This window comes from Isoptericola cucumis, from assembly GCF_014635665.1.
Lineage (GTDB): Bacteria > Actinomycetota > Actinomycetes > Actinomycetales > Cellulomonadaceae > Isoptericola > Isoptericola cucumis.
This window is the reverse complement of record NZ_BMDG01000011.1, coordinates 43,590-60,630: the sequence shown is the minus strand read 5'-3', so window position 1 is coordinate 60,630 and position 17,041 is coordinate 43,590. Positions and strand designations below refer to the sequence as shown.

Here is a 17,041-nt window from a genome sequence, read left to right as displayed (position 1 = left end):
GGAGGTGCTCAACGAACCCGGACGCCCACGCGCCGGTCCGCTCAACTCCTCGACCGACGCTCCGCTCAACTCCTCGACCGACGCTCCGAACGAGGGCTTCGGGACATGGCGGGGGCCGGGTCGCCATACACGTTCGGCGCACTTTGGGCAGTGCCTGGCGGGGCTGAACATCGAGGAGCTCACGATGGCAGCCCGTACGGCGCTCGTACGCCCTCGTTCCTTGTCAGCGGAGGGAGAGCTAGGCGGTCATTTCTTGTGGTCAGTCGCCAACGTTGCTGGTCAGGTGGGGGATGGGAGGCCCTGCAACGCCCGTGCCCCTGGGCAATCGTGGTTGTCTCCCGCCCCGGTCGCCCGGGGCGTCACGCTCGGTCCCACCAGGCCTTGGCGGCACAGCCACCCAGGCGGTGCCTGACTGTCCTGGACTGGCGGGGCACCCGTCGGGTGAGGCCTCGGAGTCGAGCGGGTCGCCCGGCGTCGTTCTCGTCGTGCACCTTGAGGGCGGGGGCTCCAGCAGGCGGCGATGTCCCGCCGAAGGCGCCAGTCAGCCGCGAGATGACCGTGGTCTGCCGTCACCACCACGGGAGAAGCGAGCGCGCCGTTTCACGTGAAACCGCAGGGGCGCTCCACCGATGGTGGGCCCTCGGTGCACGACAGAGCGAGATCTGGAGTCGATCATCCGGCGCCACGCATGACACTTGCTGTGCCGGCCTCCGACGGTGGGTGAGAGCTTCAGATGCATCAGTCGGCAGCCGGGAACGTTCCAGGGCTGCACTGTGCTCGTGCTCGCGACGAGCGGAAATGGCGCGGTATGCCGACGGGACATCGTGTCTGTGGTGCCCGCGGGGCGTGGCCTCGACAGCACGACCGGGAAGGGGGTCGATGTTGCCGGACGGCGATCCGAACGAGAAGACCTCCGGGAGTCGCATGGCCTGACGAGCGGAGTGGGGTCCGCCTCCTCGTACGTACGCCACGCCGCACCTGGTGGCCCCTTGAGCGTGGGTGCATCCGGTCGGCGGTGAGCGCGGCACGGCGTCCGGCACACGGGGCCGTGACCTCCGAGAACGACCGGATACTCGTGCCGTGCGGACTGGGGCGTGCAGATCGATGCGCCCTGGTCGGTGGCGCAGGCGAGAGTGCGCGCCACGCCCGCGAACCCCGGCAGCAGCACGGGTCGTCGACCCGCTCTCTACCGGCGCGCGCAGGGAGGTGGCGATTCGGCTGCTAGGTGGAGCGCAGGGTCAACCGCAGCTCCAGACGGGGGAGCCACGTGCTCGGGCGACGCCGAGAACTGTGCCGGGCCACAGGCGGCACCAGGCGACCCGGACCTCGCGGCACGCCAGCGGCGGGGCCCGGGCGCGGGGGAGCCGAGGCCTATATGAGTGGATCTCGCCGGGAGGTCGTCTGGACGGGGATGTGATCCGCTCCGACACCAGGTCGCAGAGTCCCGTCCGAAGGGGATGGCGGGATGTGGGCCGGTCTCACACACCAGGTTGCGGAGCTCTTGTCGAGAGCGTCGGGCGGGACGTGGCGCGAGGCGTGGGGAGAGAGAGGGGAGGGGCATGGGAGAAGGGCCCGGGGCTCAACGGATGGCGGCGCACATGCTCCAGTACTGGCACGCGGCGAAGTCGCTCGGCGACCAGGTGTGGGCACAACGCATGGGCAGCACCGCGCGGCGGCAGTGAAACCGGAACCGTGGGACAAGGTCGGCGGGATGTCCGGGCGCGATGTCCGCGGGTGTGCATCGTTGGGCCGGGTGCCGGGTGCCGGGGCGCTGACTGCTCTCGGTTCCCGTGTCCGGGGGAGTAGTCGAGCCACCGGGGAACATTTCCGGTGCGATGCGGTGCGATCTAGTGCGTTCCGGTCTTCCTGGAGGGCTCGGTCGAAGCCGCCGAGGTTTGCTCGATCGGGCGTCGTTCAGTCCCGCGACACAGTCGTGGGGGAATATCCGCATATATCCAGCTGGAACCGGCGCAGTCCCATGCGCCTCGCGTGCGGGCAAACCTCGAGCAGGGCCCGACGGGCGGCAGCATGTCCCGCGTCCCCGATTTCATCCTCGGGGTGGCGCTGGTCGTCGTGTCCAGGTCAGCCCATCGGCTGGAGCGCCGGGCGGGGGACTTGGAGGAGGGTGGCGCCCTCGATGGGAGCGCGGCCCGCGCGGGCCGTCGGCCGAAAGAACGAGGAAAAAAGGGGAGGCGCGGCTGGGGGAAAAAGGGGCCGGGGAAGGAGTGGCCGGGGGAGGAGAGGTCGGGAGGAACAGCCGGGAGGAGTAGCGAGGCGCCTCCGTGAGAAATGCGTGAGGCTTCACCAGCCACGCTGCAGACGGTGCGCCGGAAGCGCGGCCGATACCGGTCGGGCCCTCATGACTCCGGCCCGGGCACCCATGACCCAGGGCGATGGTCCCCTGGTCCTGAGAACGACGAAGGCCGGGCCTGTTTCACGTGAAACAGACCCGGCCGACTCGACGGCTGGTCCGAGGATCAGGCGCTGGGTGCGAGCACCGCGTCGATCTCTTCCTTCAGGGCGCGCTTGGGGCGGGCGCCGATGACGGACTTCACGACCTGGCCGCCGGAGTAGACGTTGAGGGTCGGGATCGAGGTGATGCCGTAGGCCATCGTGGTGGCCTGGTTGGCGTCGGTGTCGAGCTTGACGATCTTGACCTTGCCCTCGTACTCGTCCGACAGCTCCTCGAGGATGGGCGCCACCATGCGGCAGGGGCCGCACCAGGTGGCCCAGAAGTCCACGAGGACGGGGATCTCGGACTCGAGAACCTCGGCCTTGAAGGTGTCGTCGGTGACGGCGACGGTTGCCATGACTCGCTCCTTCGGTCGGTGTCGGAAAGTTCAGCGGGCGACGGGGTCCAGGGCGCCGTCCAGCGCCGCGGGAAGCCCGTCAGGGTTCGGGACGTCGACGGTGCCGGCCAGGTCCTGCTCACCCGCGGCGTCGGCCACGGTGGTGAGGTAGGCCTGGGCGTCGAGCGCGGCCGAGCACCCGGATCCGGCGGCCGTGATGGCCTGACGATAGGTGTGGTCGACGACGTCGCCGCAGGCGAAGACGCCGGCCAGGTTGGTACGGGTGGAGCGGCCCTCGGCGAGGATGTACCCCTCGTCGTCGAGCTCGATCTGCCCCTTGACCAGCTCGGTGCGCGGGTCGTGCCCGATGGCGACGAAGAGGCCGGTGACGTCCAGCTCGCGCTCCTCGCCGGTCACGGTGTCGCGCAGCGTGATGCCGGAGACCTTGTCGTCGCCGGTGATCCCGGCGACCTCGCTGTTCCACGCGAACTCGATCTTCGGGTCGGCCGCGGCGCGGTCGGCCATGATCTTCGAGGCGCGCAGCGAGTCGCGGCGGTGCACGACGGTGACCTTCGACGCGAACCGGGTCAGGAAGGTGGCCTCCTCCATCGCAGAGTCGCCGCCGCCGACGACCGCGATGTGCTGGTCGCGGAAGAAGAAGCCGTCACAGGTGGCGCACCACGAGACGCCACGACCGGAGAGCTTCTTCTCGGCGGGCAGGCCGAGCTCGCGGTACGCCGAACCGGTCGCGAGGATCACGGCACGCGCGCGGAAGGTCTCGCCGCCGCCGGTGACGATCGTCTTGACGGGCCCGTCGAGCTCGACCGTCTCGACGTCGTCCCACAGGACCTGGGCGCCGAACTTCTCGGCCTGCTCGCGCATGGCCTCCATGAGGTCGGGGCCCTGGATCCCGGTGGGGAACCCGGGGAAGTTCTCGACCTCGGTGGTGTTCATGAGTGCGCCGCCGGCGGTGACCGACCCGGCCACCACCACCGGCGCCAGACCTGCTCGCGCGGCGTAGACGGCGGCGGTGTATCCCGCTGGGCCCGAGCCGACGATGACGATGTCGTGGATGGTCGTCTCGCCCGCCGTTGCGGTCACCTTGTCGCTCACGCTGTCTCCTGCTCGTCTGCTGATCCCTGATGCACCGTGCTCAACACCTCGGGCGGTGCCGATGTTCCCCTGCCATGAAAGGGCCTGCCCCGCGCCGCCGGCACGGGAAGCAGGTCACGAGATGACGATCTCGTTGAGCTCGAGGTAGTTCTTGCCGTTCGTCACTGGGAGCTCCGTGACCCACAGCACGAACGAGTCGGCGACGGTCTCCTCGGAGAGCTCGAGCTTCGTCGTCCCGCTGAAGGAACCGGAGGCGAGGACGTCTCCGTTGGTGGGTTCGCCGCTGGTCGTGGCACGCACCTCGACGTTGCCGCCCTCGGAGTTGGTGCGCAGCTCGATGGTCGAGACCGGTGCCGGCTCCTCGAGCTCGATGACGTACCCGATGCCGGTCTTCAGGCCGCCGAACTGGGGCGACGCGTACTGCCGCGTGTACCAGAACGTCGACGGGTCGGCGTCGTAGGCGAGGTCGACCGCCTCGGGGTGCTCCCCGGCCTGGTCGCCGCCCTCGGGGTCGAGCTGGTCGCCCGACTCGATGACGGGCCGCACCTCGGTGGGCTCCTCCGGTGCGGGCTCGGTCGTGGTCTCGCCGCCGTCGGACCCGCCCTGCTGTGCCGGGGCGGTCGGGGACGGGCTCTCGGCGATAGGGGGCTCGAAGGGGTCCGTCGCCCGGGTGAAGGCCCAGAGCGCACCGGCGACGACGAGCACGATCACGAGCCCGAGGACGATCGGCGTGGGGTTGACGCCGCGGCGACGCGGGGCGGGGGTGGACGCGAAGCTCCCGGTGCTGGGACGGCCCTCGGGGCCGCTGGGCGGCGGCGGGGGCGGCACCGGTGCGTGGCCGTTCTGGGCGGGCTGGGCGGGCTGCACGGGCTGCTGCACCTGCGTGGCGCCGCCGGGTGCCGCTCCGTATCCCGCGGTCCCGTAGCCGGGCTCTGCGGGCGTGGGGGGCTGCGGGGGCAGCGCACTGGTCGCCTGAGGATCGCCGAACGAGGGCTGTGCCGCTGTCGGGTCACCGGCAGGGGGCATCGACTGCGTCGCGCCGCCCAGGGCGGCACCGGCCGCCGCGCCGGCTGCGCCCGCCGCGGTGCCGCGGGCGATGCGGCCGCTCGCGGGACGACGTACGGGCGCCGCTGGGGGAGGGGTGCCAGGTCGGCCGGAGCCGGGCGGGACCGTGCCGAGCACCGACGAGCGCACGGGCGGCTCGGTGGACGGCTGGACGAACTGCGGCAGCGCGGCGACCACTGACACCTCGCCCCACGGCGCCAGCGCGGCCACGACGTCGCTCGGCGCGGTGGGCACGTCCGGGGACCCTGCGCCGAAGGTGCGGCGCACGAGCTGGTCGAGGCCCTGGTCCACGTGGGGAACCAGGGTGGACACGGGCACGACCCCCGAGGCGTCCGTCTGGGCGGGGAGGGGCCGCACGGTGTCCGGCGCGACCCAGGGCTCCTCGAGGGAGTCGCCGGCCCACCGGGCGGTCAGGGCGTAGTAGGCGAGGGCCACGAGGTTGCGGGCGTCAGAGGCGGCCGCGGCGTCACCGGCGGCCGCGGTGCCGTGGCCGTGGTCGCGCCCGGCGAGGGCGGCGTCGATCCCGAGCCCGGTGACGACGACGCGATGCCCGTCGACCCGCACGGTGTCCGGGCGCAGGGCCTGGTGGTGCACCCCGCGCTGGGCGGCCGACTCGAGCGCGGCCGCGGCCTCGCCGACGATGGCGCGGGCCTGCTGGTCGTCCACCAGCCCGTGGGAGACGATCTCGGTGAGGGTCTGGCCGCGGAAGGGCTCGCTGATGATGTAGTGACGCGGCCCCGACCCCAGGTCGGTGCTGCCGACGTCGAGCACCCGGTTCAGCCGGGGGTCGGACACGAGCGCGGCGCGGCGCGCGGCGTCGAGCGCCGCGGACGCCTGCGGGCCGTCGATGAAGGTGACCCGGACGGCGCGGTCGAGGATCTGGTCGTGCGCTTCCCAGGCTTCGGCTGCGGCGAGGTCGGACGCGGCCATCTGCGACAGTCGGTAACGATCGACCATGACGGTGCCGGGCAGGGCGGTGCTCACCTGGTCTCCTCGGTGGGGTTTCGGGGGGAGGGTGTCCTCCGGTCCATCGGACCATGGTACGGGCGCGGGACGGCTCGGGAGGCAGCACCGCGACGGGGTGTCACCGCTGCGGTGCCGAGAGGGTGACGCCGGACCCGTGGGGTCATCGGCGCAGCCGGCGCAGGACGGGGGCGAGGGCGTCGTCCAGCTCCCGGACCCGCAGGAGCTTGAGCACGCCGACGTAGGCCGCGAGCATGACGAGGCCCCCGGCGGCCGTGACCAGCAGTGCGTGGCCCCAGGATGTGAGGTCCGTGCCGTCCATGAGGCGGACCACGAGCCAGCCGAGCCCACCCGCGACGACGGCACCGATCGTGGCGCGCACGTAGAGGCGCATCACCCGGGGGCCGTCGATGCCGTGCAGCTTGCGCCGCATGCCGCGGATGCGCAGCAGCACCGAGACCCAGGTGGACAGGGCGAACGACCCGCCCGCGGCGACGGCCCACAGCTCCACGGGCAGCACGCTGACGGCCGCCCAGAGCGCCACGACGAGGGAGACCGTGGCGATGACCTGGATGACGAAGATGCTGCGCCCGTCCTCGAACGCGAAGTACATGCGGCGCACCATGACCGTCGCGCCGAGCGCGATGATGCCGACCGCCATGGCGCGCAGGACGGGCGCGATGGCACCGACCCCGTCGGTGCCCAGGGTGGGGAGCAGGGCGGCGGTGAGCGGGACGGCGAGGACCACGAGCACGGCGGCGGAGAAGACGGAGAAGATGCCGGCCGAGCGCAGGCCGAGGGACATGTCGGAGCGGACGGCGTCGAGGTCGCCGGCGTGCACGGCAGCCGTCATGCGCGGGAACAGCACGGTGATGATGGAGACCACGACGAGCGAGTGCGGCAGCAGGTAGATCGTCATCGCCTGGGTGTACGCGGCCGGGCCGGCGGTGACCTCCCCGGCGCGGACCGCCGCCTGGGCGCCCTGCCCGAGGATGTTCGTGAGGTACAGGACGCCCACCTGCTCCAGGACGACGGCGCCGAGGGTCCAGCCCACGATCTTGCTGGCGGAGCGCAGCCCGATCCCGCGGAAGCCGAGCCGGAACCGCCAGCCGAAGCCCGAGCTGCGCAGCGCGAACACGAGCACCAGGGCCTGGGCGGCGATGCCGAGCGTCGCCGTCGCGCCCATGACCGTCGTCTCCGACGTGCTCCACGCGGACAGGTCCGAGATCCCCCGGTCCGGGGCGCGGCCCCAGACCAGGAGGAACGCGCCGAAACCGAGCAGCGACACCACGTTGTTCGCGACGGGGGCGATGCCGTAGGCCCCGAACTTCCCGCGCGCGTTGAGCACCTGGCCGAGCAGCATGTACAGGCCGTAGAAGAAGAGCTGCGGGATGCACCAGTACGCGAAGACGACGGCGAGGTGCCGGCCCTCGGCGGTCCAGTCGTCGCCGAGCGTGAAGCCGAGGACGATGAGCGGCGCGGCGACGACCAGCAGCGCCGTGAGCAGCAGCAGCCCCAGCCCGGAGAGGCTGATGAGCTTGTCGAGCCGCACCCGGGAGTTCGGGGCGTTCATGGCGCGCAGGATCTGCGGCATGAGCACCGCCTGCAGCAGCCCGGCCGAGATGAGCGCGAACAGCATGTTCGGGAGCTTGTTGCCGATGTCGAAGGCGTCGGCGACGGTGCCGGTGGCGCCCACGCACGCGACGAGCAGCATCGACCGGACCAGCCCGGACGCCCGCGACGCGGCCGTGCCCAGGGACATGACGAGCGAGCTGCGCCCCAGCCGGGCACGTCGCACGCCGTCGGTGGCCGACGCCGCCGACCCCGCCGTCTCGCCGCCAGGCTCCGTGCCGTCCGGCGCCTCGTGGCCCGGGTCGTCAGGTCCCGGTGGTGCGGGAGCCGCCGACTCGTCGGCGCCCGGCACGGCGCCCGCGGCCGCCATGCCCGACTCCGCGCCCGGCCTCACGGACGACGACGCACCGGCCCCGCGCCGACGCCCGGCGCGGGCGTGCCGGGGCGGACGCTTGCCGTGGTCGGCGTTGCGGGCGGGCGTCATGCGTGATGGTTCTCCGGGGGGACGGACCGGTCGGTCGGGCCGGGCTCGGTGGACGGGGACGGGGAGACCGGCGTCGCGCCGGGCGACAGTCCGCGAGCGGACGACGGGACACCGCCGGGCGGCGTGGCGTCCGGCAGGGCCGCAGCCGGCTCGACCTCCTCGCCGGTGGTGCGCCGCGGCGAGCGGCCCCGTCGCACCGTACGCCAGATCCCTGCGAGGAAGAGCACCCCGATGGCCGCGGCGACCACCGCGGTCCCCACCGTCTCCCATCCGGCCCGCACCCGCACCGAGAAGTCCGCGGGCTCCGCCACGGCCGTCCCGCTCGGGGCCAGCACCTCGACCTGGATGTCGACGTTGCCGGAGCCGATGGCGCGCACCTGCACGGGCACGTTGGTGGACTGCCCGGCCGGCACGACGACGGTGGGGCGCGACTCGACCTTGAGGCGCGGGTCGTCGGGGCGCAGCACGACGGTGACGGAGGCGTCGGTGGGCAGGTCGTTGCGGACCAGGACGGGCAGCTCGCCCGTGTCGCTGATGAGGGTCACGGTGGACCGTTCGGCGACGGTGATCCCCTGGCGCAGCTCGTCGGCCTGCGTCACCGCCGACCGGACGGCGTCGTCGCGCGTGTCCGGGGCCGACCGGAACGCGACCGCGAGCGGGGCCGTGAGGGACCGTCGGACGTCGCCGGCGAGCTCCGCCGGGTCGGTCGCGACGGTGGCGAAGTCGGCCACGGCGCGCTGGGCGGCGGAGAGCTCGCGCACCGCGGAGGGCGCCAGCTCGCCGGGGGCGACGTCCTTGCCGGGCAGGCCCGTGCGCGGGGTCCGGGACGCGGGGGTGTCGATGGTCTCTGCCAGCGGGACGACGTCGGACCAGCCGGAGGAGTCGAGCATCTCCAGGACACGGTGCAGCGTCGTCGCGTCGGGCGACCACTCGCGCGGGAGCGCCGCGAGCACGTGCAGCGCGGCCGCGTCGTCGTCGCGCACCTCCTGGGCCTGGGAAGCGAGCAGCGCGGTGTCGGCGAGGAGGCGCTGCGCTGCCTCGGTCGCGGTGGGGGCGGCCGCGTCGTCGGTGATGCCGCCGACGACGTCGGACAGGTGGCGGTCGGCGACGAGGGCCGAGACCTTGCCCCCCGGCGTGGTGACCGCCGTCCGCGCGGACGCGGGGGCGGCGCCCTCGGGTGCCAGGCCTTCGCCCACCAGCACGTGGTCGGCGGACGTGTCCCGTGCCGCGGCCATCGTGGCGACGTCGGGCCGTCCCTGCGGCCACGCGAGCGTGCCGGACCACGTCTCGGGCGTCTGCCAGCCCTCGGGCAGGGCGGCGTCCGTGGCCGCCGCGGTCTCGCCGGGCGACAGGTCCGCGTGCGCGACGGCGGCGAGGTCGGGGTCGAAGGCCGGCAACGAGGTCACCTCGGTGACGCTGCCGTCGGTGAGCCGCGTGGCCCAGGCCGCGGTGGCGTCGCCGGCGCTCGCCGCGGCGACGAGCGCGGGGTCGGCGGCCAGGGTGATCCCGGGGGACGAGCCGGCCGGGGTGCCGGCGTCGGCCAGGGCGGAGAGCCGGCCGCCGTCGGCGGTGAGCCCCGCGAGCTCGGCGGCGTAGGCGTCGGGCTCCAGCGGGTCGACGGCCGGCCCGGTGACGGGGGCGACGACGCTCACACCGACCGGGTCGGGCGCCGCCTCGGTGTCGGGCGCGAAGACGAGGAAGGAGTGCAGCACGTCGACGGGGACGCCGTCGTCGCTCAGCCGCACGGACATCTGCCGCGGCCCCCAGGCGGCGTCGGAGCCCAGGTCGAGGACGTCGACGTCGAGCTCGAGCTCGACCCGGGCGGACTCGCCGGGGGCGATCCGGTCGACCGGTTCGGAGAGCTGGCGAGCGACCGTGCTGGTGTCGGCGTCCTCGGCCCAGGCGGCGAGCTCGTCGCGGGACGTGACGGGCCGCCAGTGGACGCCGAGCTCCAGCTCGGCGCCGGTGAGCGCGGTGTCGCGGCCGTTCGTCACCCGGGCGGTGAGGGTCACGGTGTCGCCCGGCCGGGCCACCGACGGCACGTCGTCGACGAGGTCGACCGTCACCTCGCCGTCCTTCGGCGCCGCGGGCGGGGTGGCGGGGAGGTCCTGCGCGCTGGCCGGGACCCCGGTGGCCCCGGGGTCGTCGGTCGCCACGCTCCCGCCGGAGCCGGCGGGAGCGTCGGCGGACGGCAGCGCGATCCCGCCGGTGACGAGCGCGGTCACGAGCAGGGCGGCAAGGAAGGTCACGAGCGCAGCGACGGCGCCCGCGGTCCTGGACAGGGTCACGCGGCGGGCCTCACTCGACGGGGCCGGGGTCGACGGAACCGGCGGCCTCGCCGCCCGGTGCGCTGGTGCCCGGTGCGACGATGTCCGGTCGACGGCGCAGCAGCTGCCCGGCGATCGCGGCGAGCCGTTGCTCGTTCGGGTACGACAGCCGGGCGGGCAGGTCCGCGACCGGGATCCACAGGGCGTCCTCCGCCTCCCCGTCGGGGTCGCCCTCGGCGGAGATGGTGCCGCCCTCGGCGCGCAGGAGGAAGTGGTGCACCATCTTGTGCACGCGCCGGTCCTCCCCGCTGAACCAGTAGTCGATGACGCCCAGCTCGGTGCGGACCGTGCCGAGGATGCCTGTCTCCTCGCGGATCTCGCGGACGGCGGCCTGCTCCGGTGTCTCGGCGCCCTCGAGGTGGCCCTTGGGGAGGCACCACTCGAGCCGTCCGCCGCGGTTGCGCCGCACGATCACCGCGGCCTGCGGGCCGTCGGGGGTGGTGTCGATGACGAGCCCGCCGGCGGAGGTCTCCTCCACGACCGGCAGGTGCGCCGTCGTCCCGGACGGCGTGGCACCCACGACGCCCGGGTGCGCAGCGCCGGGCTGTCCCGCCAGCCGGGCGGGGTCGACCCGCAGGGGGTGCCCGCCGGGAGGGACGGGGACCGGCGCGGCCGGGCGCCCCCTGCGGGGGCCGGGGACCGGTGCCGGGGAAGACATGCGCCCACCCTACCGAGTGCGCGGGAACCCTCGTACGCCCGGTCACAGTGCGCCGCGCCCCGCGCCGGGAGCCACAGGGCGGGGGGTCGCGCGGCGGCAGCGGGGCGCATCTGGGAGGATGGGACGCCGTGCCGACCACAGAGCCTCCCGCCCCCGCAGCCCTGCTGCGCCGCGCCCTCACCGTGCTGACCGAGATGGCCCCGGCCGCCGTGGAGCTGGGCGAGGTGTTCCGTGCCGCGGGGCACGAGCTGTCCCTCGTCGGCGGACCCGTCCGCGACGCCTTCCTGGGCCGGGCGAGCAACGACCTCGACTTCGCGACGTCGGCCTCCCCCGACGAGACGCAGGCGCTGCTGGCGCGCTGGGGCGACGCGCACTGGGACATCGGCAAGGAGTTCGGCACCATCGGCGCGCGGCGGTTCGCGCGCGGCGGCGGGGCCGGTGGCGGGAGCGGCACCGACGACGTCGTCGTCGAGGTCACGACCTACCGCAGCGACGAGTACGACCCGGCGTCGCGCAAGCCCGTCGTCGCGTTCGGCGACACGCTGGACGGCGACCTGTCGCGACGCGACTTCACGGTCAACGCGATGGCGGTGCGCCTGCCCGACCTCACGTTCGTCGACCCGTTCGACGGGCTGACCGACCTGTCCCGCGGCGTGCTGCGCACGCCGATCGCGCCGGAGCGGTCGTTCGACGACGACCCGCTGCGGATGATGCGCGCGGCGCGGTTCGCCGCCCAGCTCGGTTTCACGGTGGAGGCCGCGACGCGGCAGGCGGTCGTCGACATGGCGGCCCGGATCGAGATCGTCTCCGCCGAGCGGGTGCAGGCCGAGATCAGCAAGCTGCTCCTGGCGCCCCGGCCGCGCCCGGGGCTGGAGGTGCTCGTGGACACCGGCCTCGCCGACCACGTGCTGCCCGAGCTGCCCGCCCTGCGGCTGGAGATCGACGAGCACCACCGGCACAAGGACGTCTACCAGCACTCCCTCACCGTGCTGGAGCAGGCGATCGCGCAGGAGACCGGCCCCGACGGCCCGGTGCCCGCCCCCGACCTGGTGCTGCGCCTCGCCTCCCTGCTGCACGACGTCGGCAAGCCCGCGACGCGCCGCTTCGAGCCCGGCGGCGGCGTGAGCTTCCACCACCACGAGGTGGTGGGGGCGAAGCTGGTCGCCAAGCGCCTCCGCGCCCTGAAGTACGAGAAGCAGGTGGTCAAGGACGTGGCGCGCCTCGTCGAGCTGCACCTGCGCTTCCACGGTTACGGCGACGGCGCGTGGACGGACTCCGCCGTGCGCCGGTACGTCACCGACGCCGGGCCGCTGCTGGAACGCCTGCACCGCCTCACCCGCGCCGACTCGACGACGCGCAACAGGCGCAAGGCGCAGCGCCTGTCCGACGCGTACACGGACCTGGAGAACCGCATCGCCGCGCTGCGCGAGCAGGAGGAGATCGACGCCATCCGGCCCGACCTCGACGGCACGCAGATCATGACGATCCTCGGCATCCCGCCAGGGCGGGACGTCGGCGCGGCCTACCAGCACCTGCTCGCGCTGCGGATGGAGCGCGGACCCCTCGGCGAGGACGCCGCGACCGCGGAGCTCCGGGCCTGGTGGGCCGCCCGCCAGGCCTGAGCGGGTCCTCGCCTTCTCCTTCGCCCCCTTCTCCTTGGCCTCCTTCCTGGCCCCTGCCCCCTGGCGCCGGGCCGCTCGCTGAGTAGGGTGGGCGCGGCCGCGACGGTGCGGCCGCCGACGCCGGAGGGTGCGCCCGTGGGGATCGACCGAGCGACCGACCGAGCGACCGACCGCAGGGCTCGCGCCGGGGCGACGGCGTTCTACCTCGTCCAGGGCATGTGCTTCGCCGGGCTGCTCGCCCAGGTGCCGACGCTGCAGCGCGGGCTGGGGATGTCCGACGGGACCCTCACGCTGGTGCTGCTCGCGGTACCCGTCGTCGCGGGGGCAGGCAGCGTGCTGGCGGGCGCGCTCGCACCCCGCACGGGCAGCGCCGTCCTGCTGCGGCTGGGCGGGCCGCTGGTCGCCGTCGCGATCCTCGCCACCGGGCTGGCGCCGTCGGTCGCCATGCTCTACCCGGTGGTCGCGGTGGTGGGCCTGCTGCTGGGCGTCGTGGACGCGACGATGAACCTCCAGGGTGTCGCCGTCGAGCGGCGCTACGGCCGCAGCCTGCTGAGCTCGTTCCACGGCGCGTGGAGCGTGGGCGGCATCCTCGGGGCGCTGGCGGCGGTGCTCGCGCACTCGCTCGGCTGGTCGCTCGTCGCCGGGCTGGGGCTGGTGGCGGCGGTCGCCGTCGTCGTCGACGTGGCGGCGGGTCCGCTGCTCCTGCCGCGCGCGGCGGAGGCCGGAGAACCTGTCGCCGTGGCCGGCGGCGCCGCGGGCGGGGTGCCCTGGCGCCCCCTGCTGCTGGTGGGGATCGCGGTGACGATCGTCTACCTCGCCGACTCGGCGGCGTCGAACTGGTCCACCAAGTACATCGAGGACGCGCTGGACGGCGCGGCCGACGTCGCACCCCTCGGCCTCGCGGCCTACCTGGGCAGCCAGATGGTGGGCCGGCTGGCCGCCGACCGCCCGGTGACCAGGTTCGGGCCCGTGCTCCCGGTGCTGGCGGGCGGGCTGCTCGGCGCCGCCGGGCTGACGCTGGTCGCGGTGGCGCCGGCGCCGTGGGCCGCCGTCGTGGGCTTCGCCGCGACCGGGCTCGGGCTGAGCGTGGTCGTGCCGCTCGCGTTCTCGGTGGCGGGCCGGCTCGACCCGGACGGGTCGGGGGCAGCCGTGGCGCGCGTCAACCTGTTCAACTACGTCGGGTTCGTGCTGGGCGCGGGGCTGATCGGAGCCGTGGCCGAGGTGGCGAGCCTGCGCTGGGCCTTCGCGGTGCCGGCCGTCCTCGCGCTGGTGGTGGCCGCCCTGGCGCCGGCCTTCCGGGTCGCCGGGATGCGTCAGGGGCCGCCGACCGAGCGGTCGACGGCCCCTGACGTGCCCGGCCGGAGGTGACGGCGGCCGGGCGCAGCACGCCCGTCAGTGCGCGACGGGCGCCTGCTCACCGTCGAGGGCCGGCACCCGGCGCACCAGGAACGACAGCCCCACCGCGACGAGCATGATGGCCGTGCCCCAGACGAACGCGTCGCCCACGCCCTCCGCCAGCGCGACCTGCGGCGTCGCGCCTTCGGCGGCCAGCGCGACCGAGCGGCTGGTCATGACCGCGACGAACATCGCGGTGCCGGCCGCCCCCGCGAGCTGCTGGGCGGTGCCGATGGCGGCCGACCCGTGCGAATACAGCCGGGGCGTCAGCGAGGACAGCGCCGAGGTGAACAGCGGCGTGAACATGAACGCGAGGCCCAGGCTCAGCACCATGTGCAGCCCGAGGATCATCCAGGGCGACGTGTCCGCGTGCACCTGGGTGAACATCGCGAGCGCGATCGCGACGGCGCTCACGCCCGGCGTGACCAGCGGCCGCGGGCCGACGCGGTCGTACAGGCGCCCCACCGTCGGGCCGAGGAGGCCCATGAGCAGGCCGCCAGGCAGGACGATGAGGCCGGTCGCCAGGGGCTCGAGGCCCATCGCCTGCTGCAGGAAGAGCGGCAGCAGGATGAGCGACCCGAACATGGCGAGCATGCCCACGCCCATGATCGACAGCGACACGGTGAACCCGCGGGACGAGAAGACGCGCAGGTCGAGCAGCGCCCGGTCGGAGCGGGCCAGCAGCAGCTGCCGCCAGACGAACAGGCCCAGCACGACGACGCCGACGCCGATCGGCACCCACGGCGAGACCGGCGGGGCGTGGCGGGCGGCCTCACCCAGGCTGGACAGGCCGTAGACCAGGCCGCCGAACGCGATCGCCGCCAGGAACAGCGAGAGCGGGTCGAGGCGCGTGTGTGTACGGTCCGCCACGTCCTTGATGTACAGGAAGCCGAGGGCCAGGGCGGCCAGGGCGATGGGCAGGACGATGCCGAACACCCAGCGCCAGCTCAGCGAGCTGAGGATGACGCCGGAGACGGTCGGGCCGAGCGCCGGGGCGGCGGCCATGACGATCGAGATGTTGCCCATGACCTTGCCGCGGATGGCCGGCGGGACGATCGTCATGATCGTCGTCATGAGCAGCGGCATCATGATGGCCGTGCCCGAGGCCTGGACGATCCGCCCGACGAGCAGCCACCCGAAGCCGGGGGAGAGCGCGGCGAGCAGCGTGCCCGCGCTGAACAGCGACATCGCCAGGAGGTAGGCGCCGCGGGTGCCCAGGCGCTGCAGCAGGAACCCCGTCGCCGGGATGATCACCGACATCGTGAGCATGAACGCGGTGGTGAGCCACTGCCCCGTGCTGGCCGTGATGCCCAGGTCGGTCATGAGCGGGGCGAGGGCGACGCTCATCGTCGTCTCGTTGAGGATGACGACGAACGCCGAGCCGAGCAGCAGGGCGATGATGATGAAGTTCTCGCGCGAGAGCTTGTCCGCGGCGGGAGCGGAGCCCGCGGCGGTGGTGGTCGGCGCCTGAGGTCTCGTCGTGGTCGGTCGGGTGGGTGGCACGGTGGTCTCCGCTCGGGGTGCCAGGGCTGGTGACCCTGTCTCAGGCAAGGGCGGTCCGGGCGCCGAGGCGCGGACGTCGTCGTGTCGGTCGAGGGCAGAGGGGTCGGTCACCCTCGGTGCGGTCGCCCGGAGGCGGGACCGTACCCTGTACGACCATTCGCCATCGTGCGATATTCCCGCGACGGGGACGACTCTTTTTCTCCGCCGGACTCATCGGTCCCCGGCTCGGCCCCCGCACCGGCCTCCGCATCGGTCCCCGGAGGCGTGCGTGCACCGCGCGTCCACAGCACGAGGGCGGCCAACGCGTACGCGACGGCGAGGCCGACGAAGACCGCGCGCGACCAGCCGGTGTCGGGCAGCGTGAACGCGGCCAGCGCCGCCGCGCCGACGAACGCCGCGTTGTACAGCACGTCGTAGAAGGCGAACGCGCGCCCGCGGTACGCGTCCTCGGTGTCGCGCTGCACGATCGTGTCGACGGCGATCTTGGTGCCCTGGGCGGCCAGGCCCAGCAGCGCGGCGCCGGCGTACACGACGCCCCGGGCCGGCGTCGTGACCATGAGGAGCTGGCTGGCCGCCGCGAGCAGCAGCATGATCGCGATCCAGCCCTGCGGGCCCGTGCGGCGCGAGATCGTCGGCGTCAGCACCATGGCGCCCGCGCCGCCGACGCCCGTGAGGGCGACGACCACGCCGAAGGTCGCCATGCCGGTGGCCTGGTCGCCGGGGGAGAGCAGGTTGCGCGAGATGAGGATCGAGGCGATGAAGACGACGCCGTACAGGAAGCGGTGCGTCGCCATGACCAGCAGCGCCTGCCCGGGGGTGCGCCGGGCGACCAGGTAGCGCGCGCCGTCGGCGAGGCCGCGGGCGACCTTGACGATCTCGCCCGAGATGGCGCCCTCGGCGGGCCGGTCGGGCCCGAGGCGGGTGCGCCCGAGCCGCAGCGCGAGCAGCGACGCGACGCCGAAGACGAGGGCCGCGCACACGAGGGCGGACGAGTCCTTCACGCGACCGGGCTCGAACATCAGGCTGAGCAGGAAGCCGATGCCGCCGCCGACGAACGCCGCGCCGGCGCCCAGCGTGGGGGTCAACGAGTTGGCGGTGAGGAGCAGGGGCCCTTCGACGACGCGCGGCAGCCCGGCCGACAGCCCGGCGAGCAGGAAGCGGTTGACGGACAGCGCCGCCAGCCCGAGCGCGTAGATCCAACCGGTCACCCCGCCGGACAGCATGAGCGCCGCCATCCCGAGGGTGATGACGACGCGCACCGCGTTGCCCCACGCGAGGACCTGCCGGCGTTGCCACCGGTCGAGGAAGACGCCCGCGAACGGGCCGACGATCGTGAACGGCGCGAGCATGACCGCGAACGCGCCCGCGATGGCCGCGGCGGTGCCCTGCGACTCGGGGGAGAAGAACAGCAGCGACGCCAGACCGACCTGGAACATGCCGTCGCCGGCCTGCGAGACGAGGCGGACGGCGAACAGCTTGCGGAACCCCTCGAGTCGCAGCAGCGCCCGGAGCTCCGGGATGACACCCGCGTTCGCACTCACCGCGACAGC

At 74.0% G+C, this 17,041-nt stretch carries 11 protein-coding genes; 3 read left to right on the top strand and 8 right to left on the bottom strand.

From position 1 onward, the window contains the following. The first annotated feature begins 1,559 nt into the window (after nucleotides 1-1,559). Nucleotides 1,560-1,682: a hypothetical protein gene (locus IEW03_RS20585; protein ID WP_268236100.1), complete on the top strand. Its 123-nt coding sequence runs from the start codon at nucleotides 1,560-1,562 to the stop codon at nucleotides 1,680-1,682. 795 nt (nucleotides 1,683-2,477) lie between these two features. Here the strand turns inward: IEW03_RS20585 and trxA are convergent. The 6 genes from trxA to IEW03_RS15495 form a co-directional block, all read right to left on the bottom strand. After that, nucleotides 2,478-2,810 carry a thioredoxin gene (trxA, locus tag IEW03_RS15520; RefSeq protein WP_188524612.1) on the bottom strand — a complete coding sequence of 111 codons (333 nt, stop codon included), beginning with the start codon at nucleotides 2,808-2,810 and terminating at the stop codon, nucleotides 2,478-2,480. 30 nt (nucleotides 2,811-2,840) lie between these two features. Next, nucleotides 2,841-3,902, bottom strand: coding sequence for a thioredoxin-disulfide reductase (gene trxB, locus IEW03_RS15515; RefSeq protein ID WP_229738223.1), 1,062 nt, complete (start codon nucleotides 3,900-3,902; stop codon nucleotides 2,841-2,843). Nucleotides 3,903-4,016: 114 nt separating this feature from the next. Further along, a complete protein-coding gene (locus IEW03_RS15510; RefSeq protein ID WP_188524611.1) occupies nucleotides 4,017-5,951 on the bottom strand; it encodes a protein kinase family protein in 1,935 nt (644 codons plus the stop codon). Nucleotides 5,952-6,093: 142 nt separating this feature from the next. Further along, complete coding sequence (gene murJ / locus IEW03_RS15505) at nucleotides 6,094-7,986, bottom strand: murein biosynthesis integral membrane protein MurJ (protein WP_229738221.1); 1,893 nt, start codon at nucleotides 7,984-7,986, stop codon at nucleotides 6,094-6,096. Next, nucleotides 7,983-10,274 carry a DUF6049 family protein gene (locus IEW03_RS15500; protein WP_188524610.1) on the bottom strand — a complete coding sequence of 764 codons (2,292 nt, stop codon included), beginning with the start codon at nucleotides 10,272-10,274 and terminating at the stop codon, nucleotides 7,983-7,985. Before IEW03_RS15500 ends, murJ begins: the two co-directional genes overlap by 4 nt. 10 nt (nucleotides 10,275-10,284) lie before the next feature. Continuing rightward, nucleotides 10,285-10,971, bottom strand: a complete 687-nt coding sequence (locus IEW03_RS15495; protein WP_188524609.1) for an NUDIX hydrolase — start codon at nucleotides 10,969-10,971, stop codon at nucleotides 10,285-10,287. A gap of 128 nt (nucleotides 10,972-11,099) precedes the next feature. Between IEW03_RS15495 and IEW03_RS15490 the strand changes: the two genes are divergently transcribed. After that, nucleotides 11,100-12,593 (top strand): CCA tRNA nucleotidyltransferase, encoded by a 1,494-nt coding sequence (locus IEW03_RS15490; protein ID WP_268236098.1) that lies wholly within the window; start codon nucleotides 11,100-11,102, stop codon nucleotides 12,591-12,593. A gap of 135 nt (nucleotides 12,594-12,728) precedes the next feature. Continuing rightward, nucleotides 12,729-13,961 (top strand): MFS transporter, encoded by a 1,233-nt coding sequence (locus IEW03_RS15485; protein WP_229738219.1) that lies wholly within the window; start codon nucleotides 12,729-12,731, stop codon nucleotides 13,959-13,961. Nucleotides 13,962-13,985: 24 nt separating this feature from the next. Here the strand turns inward: IEW03_RS15485 and IEW03_RS15480 are convergent, their stop codons facing one another. Continuing rightward, nucleotides 13,986-15,491, bottom strand: coding sequence for an MDR family MFS transporter (locus tag IEW03_RS15480; RefSeq protein WP_188524608.1), 1,506 nt, complete (start codon nucleotides 15,489-15,491; stop codon nucleotides 13,986-13,988). 107 nt (nucleotides 15,492-15,598) lie between these two features. Continuing rightward, nucleotides 15,599-17,032, bottom strand: coding sequence for an MFS transporter (locus tag IEW03_RS15475; protein WP_229738217.1), 1,434 nt, complete (start codon nucleotides 17,030-17,032; stop codon nucleotides 15,599-15,601). Nucleotides 17,033-17,041: the final 9 nt, after the last annotated feature.

Coding starts and splice junctions, on each gene's coding strand:
- trxA (WP_188524612.1), bottom strand. CDS start 2,810: ATGGCAACCGTCGCCGTCACCGACGACACCTTCAAGGCCGAGGTTCTC.
- IEW03_RS20585 (WP_268236100.1), top strand. CDS start 1,560: ATGGGAGAAGGGCCCGGGGCTCAACGGATGGCGGCGCACATGCTCCAG.
- IEW03_RS15495 (WP_188524609.1), bottom strand. CDS start 10,971: ATGTCTTCCCCGGCACCGGTCCCCGGCCCCCGCAGGGGGCGCCCGGCC.
- murJ (WP_229738221.1), bottom strand. CDS start 7,986: ATGACGCCCGCCCGCAACGCCGACCACGGCAAGCGTCCGCCCCGGCAC.